This is a genomic window from Pedobacter sp. 01T416_2 (genome assembly GCF_056398925.1).
Map to the genome: position 1 here is coordinate 1 of NZ_JBFTQI010000417.1, position 5211 is coordinate 5211.

General features: G+C 35.3%; 6 protein-coding genes. 1 reads left to right on the plus strand and 5 read right to left on the minus strand.

From position 1 onward, the window contains the following. The first annotated feature begins 2 nt into the window (after positions 1-2). Positions 3-131, plus strand: a complete 129-nt coding sequence (locus AC1DPQ_RS16835; protein WP_477610313.1) for a helix-turn-helix domain-containing protein — start codon at positions 3-5, stop codon at positions 129-131. A gap of 366 nt (positions 132-497) precedes the next feature. Here AC1DPQ_RS16835 and sucC read toward each other — a convergent pair whose 3' ends face one another. From sucC to AC1DPQ_RS16860, 5 genes are all read right to left on the minus strand, one after another. Next, positions 498-1697 carry an ADP-forming succinate--CoA ligase subunit beta gene (sucC, locus tag AC1DPQ_RS16840; protein WP_025142947.1) on the minus strand — a complete coding sequence of 400 codons (1200 nt, stop codon included), beginning with the start codon at positions 1695-1697 and terminating at the stop codon, positions 498-500. Positions 1698-1860: 163 nt separating this feature from the next. After that, the gene (locus tag AC1DPQ_RS16845; protein WP_477610311.1) at positions 1861-2553 is read right to left on the minus strand and encodes a hypothetical protein; all 693 of its coding nucleotides are present in this window, start codon (positions 2551-2553) and stop codon (positions 1861-1863) included. A 114-nt stretch (positions 2554-2667) separates the two neighbouring features. Continuing rightward, on the minus strand, positions 2668-2976 hold the full coding sequence (locus AC1DPQ_RS16850; RefSeq protein ID WP_477583637.1) for a hypothetical protein: 309 nt from the start codon (positions 2974-2976) through the stop codon (positions 2668-2670). Between the two features lie 113 nt (positions 2977-3089). After that, entirely contained in the window at positions 3090-3683 is a 594-nt protein-coding gene (locus AC1DPQ_RS16855; RefSeq protein ID WP_477583638.1) for a hypothetical protein, read from the minus strand. Positions 3684-3687: 4 nt separating this feature from the next. Then, positions 3688-5211, minus strand: a 1524-nt coding sequence (locus AC1DPQ_RS16860; protein ID WP_477610312.1) for a DUF4153 domain-containing protein, incomplete at its 5' end; no start/stop codon positions are given.

Consider the following 5211-nt stretch of genomic DNA (forward strand, 5'->3'; position numbering starts at 1 on the left):
GGATTACAATGTCTAATTTATCGATACTCAAAACAGGCAAAGCAAAGGCTGTCCGTTTGGAAACGTTAGAGGCGATTTGTAAGGCTTTAGATTGCCAGCCTGGTGATATTTTGGAATTCCGCACAGATTAACTTCCGAAGTCTAACAGGGTAGCGTGGAGCTAGACTTAGGAAGTTCAACGTTGGTTTTTTTTCCGAAGTACGACGGACCCAAGTTAAATAAACCTGATATAACGAAAATACTTTTTGCTGCAGGGTCTTCGACTCCGCTCAGACTGACAATCGCAAAAAGATTGCAGTGATAGCAGGGCTATCGGGGCCGAAGAGAACAGGACCTTGATTTTCATAATAATTGAAACTTTATCTAGAGATTGCCACAGTCGAGAAAAATCGGCTTCGCAATGAAGGTTCGGAAATGAAAAAACCTTCCAGTTTTCACTGAAAGGTTTTAAAATATGTATTGCTTTAAGCTTTGGTCTTTCGACTTTTAGCTTAAGCCTATGCTTGTTCAGCCAATACTTTAGTAACTAAATCTGCAGCTTCTTTTAAAGCGATTGCTGAGTAAACCTGAAGGCCAGATTCATCAATTAATTTTTTAGCTTCTTCGGCATTTGTACCTTGTAAACGGCAGATAATTGGCACCGGAATATTACCGATTTCTTTATAAGCATCAATTACACCTTGAGCAACACGATCACAACGAACAATACCACCGAAAATGTTGATCAAAATTGCTTTAACGTTTGGATCTTTCAAAATGATGTTGAAGGCAGCTTTAACTGTTTGTGCATTGGCAGTTCCGCCAACGTCTAAGAAGTTAGCAGGCTCACCACCGGCCAATTTAATAATATCCATGGTAGCCATAGCTAAACCAGCACCGTTAACCATACAACCTACGTTACCATCAAGGTTAACGAAGTTTAGGTTAGAAGCACTTGCTTCAACTTCCATCGGATCTTCTTCCGTAACATCGCGCATTGCTGCATAATCAGGATGACGGAATAAAGCGTTTTCATCCAGATTCACTTTAGCATCAACTGCAATTACTTTATCATCAGAAGTTTTTAATACCGGGTTGATTTCGAACATTGAAGAGTCGGTAGCTTCGTAAGCTTTGTATAAAGCGGTTACAAATTTAACCATTTCTTTATGTGCAGCACCACTAACGCCTAAGTTAAAAGCTACTTTACGGGCTTGGAAGCCTTGTAAGCCAACTTTAGGGTCGATTTCTTCTTTGAAAATTAAGTGTGGAGTGTGCTCGGCAACTTCTTCGATATCCATACCACCTTCGGTGCTGTACATGATAATGTTACGGCCTTTTGCACGGTCTAACAATACAGAAATGTAGAATTCTTTGGTTTCAGAAGCACCCGGATAATAAACATCCTGAGCAACTAAAATTTTACTCACTAATTTACCTTCAGGGCCGGTTTGAGGAGTCACCAATTGCATACCAATAATGTCGGTTGCACGTTGTTTAACTTCTTCAAGGTTTTTGGCTAATTTAACACCTCCACCTTTACCGCGACCACCAGCGTGGATTTGCGCTTTAATTACAACCCAGTCAGAATTGTAATCTATTTTCAGTTGCTTAGCAGCCTCAACAGCTTGCTCAGGAGTATCGGCAACTATTCCTTCTTGAACGTTAACACCGAAACTTTTTAATATTTGTTTACCCTGGTATTCGTGAATATTCATTTGCTACAAAATTTGCCCAAAGCTACAATTTCAAACCCTTTAAACAAATAGCAATTGCCGATTTTTTCAGAAAATGAACGTTTTGTGTTAATCGGGAAAAGTGATGTGGTACACAAGCTGATTATAGGGCCTTAACCTCAATAAAGAAGCAGATGTAGCTATTCTACAATACTTTTTTTGCTAAATTTTTAATTTGATCTTTAAAGTTCTTATCGAAGACAGTTTTTAAAGCCCCTGTTTTTAAGTTGTATGTAAAATATTCAACCTCATCCTTATCATCAAATTCTTTATCTCCATTAGTATCCTTTATCAGATCCATTAATATTAAATCATGTTTATCGTCTATTTTCCAACTACTTACATCATAGTTGTTTGGAGATATCCGGATAAATGATTTTCCCTCCAGGTTAGAGAGGTAAAGTTTACTAGGATCTCTGTCTGTTAGTTTTTTATTTCCATCATAGTCAGAATCGGTAATATTATAGTAGATAAACTGATCGGATAAAGTATTTTGATTATTTGGACTATGTTCTGAATGACCAATATTGAAGGAGTTGATAATAACTTTTTCTTTAGTCAATAATTCGCTTTTACCTGAAATAACATTGTGAAAGATGAGGTTCCAATGATTGGAATTCACGTCTCTTTTATAACTATCGTAATCGCCATCATTTAATCTTAATGGGTATAGCAGAATATCTGTTTTACCAATGATAATTGGAGAATCGTATTGTATTTTAGGCTGACTTTTCGTTTGAATGTTACTTGTTTCCGTAGAAATGGTTTTAATTTCCTCAGTGCAGGATGATGCTAGTATGGTAAAACTTAATAAAGTTATTGAGATTATTTTTTTCATTGTCGTTAATTTTGATTTAAGGGGAGTATAGCCAATAAAAGTGTTTATTGGCTTAAGATCGCCGATATTAGGTCGTATTTGGAAATGGCATTATACATTTGTTTTAAAAATGTGCTAACTTCCTGCAATCGGCGACCCAAAAATTCCAACAGCCATTTCTGCCCAGATTAAAAACAATGCAATTAAAATTACAATTAGGACTATGGTCCTACTGGTGCCTGTTTTCATGTTTCTAATTACAAGCTCAATGGCTAAACCCGTACTAAGCAGTAATATGCCAGCGGCAACAAAATCCCTTAAGTCCCACTGTACCTCATTTGTAAATTGCATGGCTATTAAAGGAATAGCTAATATTGATGCTATTATGCTTAAAATAATGATGATTCTTAGTTTGCCTGAATTTAATGTTTCTGGATTTTTCATGATTTTTATATTTTAATATACGTTTTAAATGGATAATTAAATAATTTTTAGTTTCCCCGATGCGGTTTGCATCAGGGAGCTAAGGGTTGAGCGGTTAATTATAATTTAGTTTATCAATAATTTAAGCGGTACCAGTTTTTTGTGATTTTAAAATTATTTTCCTTAAAAGAAGATTGAATTTCTTTTTCTAAACGCTTAATTTCATTCGGAGCATCTGTATATACAAATGCGGAATAATGATCTAAAAAGCCACGGTTAATGAAAAACTCTACCGTTACCTGATTTTTTTCATTTGTGGATATTGAAATGTCATTTCCTCCATTTGATATTAGTGCATACTTAAATTCGTTCAGATGATGAACTGATTTGTTAGCATCATATATTATGCTGCCGCTTTTAATCCGTGATATGATTTCCTTTCTCTGTCCTTTTCTGAAATGCCAATCAATTTTTTCAAAATAGTCTTCACTAAAAAGTGAAATAGTACCTAGGCAAACGCCGAAAGTTAATGCTGTTATATGGAATTTTGTGGCTATACCTTTTTTCGCTATAATACTGTATAGTAAAAATGATGACAGAATAAGTCCAATAAAAAGGTACGGTAGTATAAATACAAAGGACATAAAACCCCCTCCATAATAATATATAAATGGACCCTGCAAAATGGATAGAAAAATTATTAGTAGCGCTAGCAGATTCTTTGACATGATTTTATTTATTTAACCCAAAATATTCCGCGGTATTCCAATCCTGTAAATTCCACGATAACCAGCCCGATTTTTCGTAACGTTCTTTGAAATAACCAATTCGCTCGTCTAATTTTCTCATTAGCGCTTCTTCCGGTCGATCTACTTTGGCAACTTCAGAATCATTATTGGTTGAAGGATGGATTTTTGATCTGTTTTTATCTAAGAATGGGAGCGTCTTTTCTGATAAAGAGGTTAGATAATAAGGATCAATAGCAACGGCATCAACATGGTTGAGGTTATATTTTACAATTAAAACATCCCAGTTGATGATGCTAAAAGTTAATAAAAGGGCAAACCAGATGTTACCATTTACTTTGAAAAGGTAGAATATTGTTTTCTGTTTCGCTACTTTAAAATAAACCGTTGCCAAACCGATGATGCAAAGTGTGGCGAAGACCAAAACACCGATTCTTTTATGTGTTAAACCATGAAATTCGATATAATAACCATCGCGGATAAATACGGAGATGATCAGGATGAAATTTTGAACCATCCAGGTAAAGGCAAGCACCCTTAATGTTTTGCTTTTACGATAAAAATTCAGATTTCCCCTAAAAAAGTAAAGGATTACCGCCATGGCCATTATAATACTAAAGATTAGCGTATTGGTGCCCTGGTGTAGCTCTCCAGAGAAATTTCCTGAAGGTTTATAACCGAACCAAAGCGTGGTAATATCGATGGCATTTAATAACAACAATAGGAGGTTAAGGGCAATAAACGAAATTATGCCTACAATGTATTCGGTTTTTAAAGCCATTTTCCGTGTTAAGAGGTTGCCGCTAAATGTTTCTACAATGTGGTACCAAATCGTTTTTTGACCTGATGTTCTTCTGATCCTTACTAATTGTTCCTTGCATGTCAGTTCTGCTTTTTCTAAAGTTTTATCAAAAAATGCGAGTATTAAACCTCCTGTTAAGGCTAATCCAAAGCAGAAATGTATGATACGTTCGATACTTAAATCTTTAAAAAAGAAATGGAGTATATTTTCTAAAAACAGTCCGATGTTAGTTAATACGCTTTCGGCATAGTGGGCAAAAACATTATTGGCTGCAGAATATAAACACGCAAAAAAGATTACGGCAATAACTGGAATAAAAATGTACTTAATTAATTTGAAAATAGGTTTCAGGTTAAAATTACCTATGCTTATTTTACTTAAATGTTTTATGGCATTAAAAGGAACCGTTATCATTTGTAAAATACTGGCAAGAAAAGCGGCAAAAATCGTTCTGATCTGCTGGTTATGACTAAAGCCGATAAATAACAGCAAACTGATATAATAGGTGGCAACAGATAAATCAGAATTATTAACTACCACCAGTACTGCGGCCAAAAGGTGTGCTAAACCGTAAATTTTTAGCTTTATACCYTTAACTACATCTGGATTAATAAAGGTGATARCCAGTAAATAGATGCTATAAATAAGCAGATTGAGCGCTAACCTTTCTTGCCAAAATAGAAAAGTAAACAGGAGGCCACCCAGCAG

Coding starts and splice junctions, on each gene's coding strand:
- sucC (WP_025142947.1), bottom strand. CDS start 1,697: ATGAATATTCACGAATACCAGGGTAAACAAATATTAAAAAGTTTCGGT.
- AC1DPQ_RS16845 (WP_477610311.1), bottom strand. CDS start 2,553: ATGAAAAAAATAATCTCAATAACTTTATTAAGTTTTACCATACTAGCA.
- AC1DPQ_RS16850 (WP_477583637.1), bottom strand. CDS start 2,976: ATGAAAAATCCAGAAACATTAAATTCAGGCAAACTAAGAATCATCATT.
- AC1DPQ_RS16855 (WP_477583638.1), bottom strand. CDS start 3,683: ATGTCAAAGAATCTGCTAGCGCTACTAATAATTTTTCTATCCATTTTG.